Source organism: Ruminococcus sp. OM04-4AA, from assembly GCF_003462585.1.
GTDB lineage: Bacteria > Bacillota > Clostridia > Lachnospirales > Lachnospiraceae > Mediterraneibacter > Mediterraneibacter faecis.
In genome coordinates this window covers 1-3,307 of the sequence record NZ_QTZH01000102.1, presented here as the reverse complement: position 1 = coordinate 3,307, position 3,307 = coordinate 1, and the positions used below count along the sequence as shown (strand labels likewise).

Here is a 3,307-nt window from a genome sequence, read left to right as displayed (position 1 = left end):
ACCGTATTTGTGTCTTTATCATAAACATCTAATCTCGTACTTCTTTTCTCATTACCATTGATTCTAACATTATCTTTCCAATTTTTTTCAACTGCTAAATTGTTTCTCGACTTCATGTTATCTTGATATTCTTTAACTATATTTGCAGCCTCAGTGTGTTTTTTTTGTTCCTGCCACATGTCCGTATATCGATTTTCCCTCCGCTTTCAAATTTTCATTTACTTTTTCATTTGAAATATTTGCAACTGTTTGAATAAAATCTTTATCAGACATATCATATACATCTTTAGGGACAACAGTTCCATTTGTTCCCACAATAAAATCTGGTTTGACGCTATGTTTTGGTGTATCTTCAATAACCGAAGTTGTATGAGATGCCTTTTTCAAATCAATATTCGATGAAACCATCCCAGTTCCAAAATCCATAGCTATAGAACCTACAGATACATCTCTACCATGCGCTAAATCGTCAATTGTTCCAACTGCTGTATCTGCCGCATTTTCAAGTGCACTCTTAGCTAATGGATTTTTCATGATTGACGATGCAGATGAACTTGCAAGTGAACCTGTTGCTGCTCCAACACCACCTGATACGGCTCCACCAATTGTTCCCCACAAGAATCCATCGGCTGCACCTTGAATAAATCCATCACCATTTGCAGCACTAGATAAACCACCAAGAACAGCTCCAGTTCCACCGCCAATCAAAGCTCCACTGAATGCTCCGGCCGCAATCACTCCTGCTGCTCCACCTGTTACTATTGTTGCAATTCCAAGACCAACTAAGATTGCTCCACCTGCTACTACTTTCTTTACGACATTCCAATCTACTTTTCCAAAAGCTGAAGAAATTCTATTTGTTGTAGTACACAGTTCTCTTTTAATTGTCTGGCGAATTTCTTTTGTTTTTTCTGATGCATAGGATTTGAAAGAGCTATATACTTTCTTAGCACCATTTCCGATGTAACTAAGACCGCCTTTTACTCCACCTTTGCTTACAGCTCTTATAAAATTCGATCCACTGGATACAATCTTCTGAGAAGCCTGTTTTGCTTTTTGTTTTACAGTATTTTTGGCTTTCTGTATTACCTGTTTCGGATGGGATACTGCATTTTTCACCCATTTAGCTGCCGCTTTTACGCCTTTTGCAACCGTTTTAACAACTTTTTTCGCTGTATTTACGACTGTTTTAACAACCTTTTTTGCTGCTTTCTTAGCTGCACCCTTAATCCTGCTCCACAATGAATATCCTGTCGGATCACTGTAATTCAACGGATTATTGATTGTATAATCGTAGCGGTTTCTGGTTAACGGATTTTCTGTCGTTCCAAGGTCACTATCTTCAGTTGTAAAGGTTCCGTTCTCTGCGTTATAGTATCTTGCCCGCAGATACTGAAGTCCTGTTTTTACATTTGTGGACTCCCCATTGTAACCGTAGTAATTGACACCATTTGCTGTTCCTGATGTAAGGTTACCGTATGGATCATACTGATAACTGTTCGTCAGATTAGCTGTTTCGGTCAGGATTCCGGTCACACTGTTTCTTCCGTCATATAAATAATAACTGCTTTCTGTGGATTTATCAACGCTTATACGTTCTCCGATTCCACTTTCTCCATAAGTATAAGCCTGACGTACTTTCTCGTCTGATCTATACTCTGCGAGGACTTCTGTATTCTCGCGATTGATATCGTTGATATACTCTGTCAGTGTGTATCCTTTGGCATTGGAACCACTTTTTACCAGAGAGGCAAGCTGCTCTTTCGGACTGTCTCCATCTTCTGTACGCTGGTTCTCCGGAATCAGAACTTCATCGCCATAGCAGTCTTCCCATTTATAAGTGTTATCCAGTTCGAATACCCGGTTGTTATCTCCATCGTACATGGCTGCCATCAGGACTGTTCCACCCTGTTTTACTACTGCCAGACGATTTTCTGCTGTATATTCATAAGTGACCGGATCTGCACTGTTTGTCTTATCGCATTCCTGGATCAGATTACCGTCCTTATCATAGCTGTAGGTTGTTCCCGGATCGCCCCAGATCTTTGCATTGGTACGTTTGATGAGCTGGTTGGAATCGTTGTACTTATAGTTATATTTTGCCTTGCTGACACCATCTTCAATCTTCTCATAAGAAGTCCGGTTTCCGATCTTGTCATACGTATAATTATGGACTGTCTTTTTACCGCCCTCTGCTTTTTCTGTACAGCGTGTCAGTTCCCAGTTGTCATCGTATTCATAGGTACGTGTCGTCTGGATCTCTTTTTCCTGATGCTCACAGTCTGCTTTGTCTGTCTCTTTCTGTGTATCGCCCCAGTTGTACCAGTCTTCCCAACTTGGCGTCTTTCTTGTTCCAGCTTCCAGTTCGGTCGCTGTCTCGCTGACTACATATCCCTGATCATTGTACTTGTACTCATAAGTGCTGATTACTTTGCCGCAGGAACCACAGGTATTCACAATCTTTGTGATATGATCTTCTGCATCGTAAGACACTTCCGTCTTTGTTCCATTGCTTCTAATGACTTCTGTCACACGATTCAGTGCATCATGCTTGTAAGTGGTTACTTTTCCATTACGATCTGTCAATTTTACCAGATTATCATTTAAATCGTATTCATAGCTGACCTTTGTACCATCCGGGTATACGATTGCCTGCAGATTATCTGCGTCATCATAAACGTAGCTGACATCCTTTTTCGAACCGCTTGTTACTTTGGTGATTCTTCCAAGTGCATCGTATTCGTAGCTGCTCTTACTAACAAGTCTCTGTTTTTGAAACAAAAGAAAGCTACCAGTTTTTTCCTCTGATAGCTTTCCATTCATTCTTATTCTGTTGGGAACATCACTGCTTCCAGCTTACTCATCTCTGTATCCGAAAGACCATATTTTCCTGAATTATCTTTTTCCACGGATACTTTTACAGTAACAGTTTTCCCATAACTGTTCTTTTCAAGACTCTTCTGGACACTTTCTGTTAATACAGATGCAAAGACTTCCGGATCATTTCCATCTAATCCCTGCTTTATTTTTTCATTGCTTACCTCTGTAGAGCTTTGTTGCAATGTCTGAAATACATTGGATGGTTCAACTTGTACACTTACTGTATAACCTCCATCCTCTTCTTTCACATCCTGTACTTTGTACTTTGCCAATTTCTTTACTTCTGCCAGTTTTTTCGCATAATCAGCAATTCCTTTATCCGTAATGTTATCGGAATCATCAAATTGCTGTTGGATACTCTCATTAAAATCCTCTTCGATTTCTTTCTTGGCATCTTTTTCCGAGATTTCTAACAGATTTGCATAAT

The 3,307-nt window shown here is 39.9% G+C and carries 2 protein-coding genes; both read right to left on the bottom strand.

Annotation, left to right across the window (positions count from 1 at the left end):
• Positions 1 to 150: 150 nt before the first annotated feature.
• Positions 151 to 2,781 carry an RHS repeat domain-containing protein gene (locus DXB52_RS15045; protein ID WP_472520485.1) on the bottom strand — a complete coding sequence of 877 codons (2,631 nt, stop codon included), beginning with the start codon at positions 2,779 to 2,781 and terminating at the stop codon, positions 151 to 153.
• 44 nt (positions 2,782 to 2,825) lie between these two features.
• On the bottom strand, positions 2,826 to 3,307 hold a 482-nt coding region (locus DXB52_RS15040), incomplete at its 5' end, for a hypothetical protein (protein ID WP_118107973.1).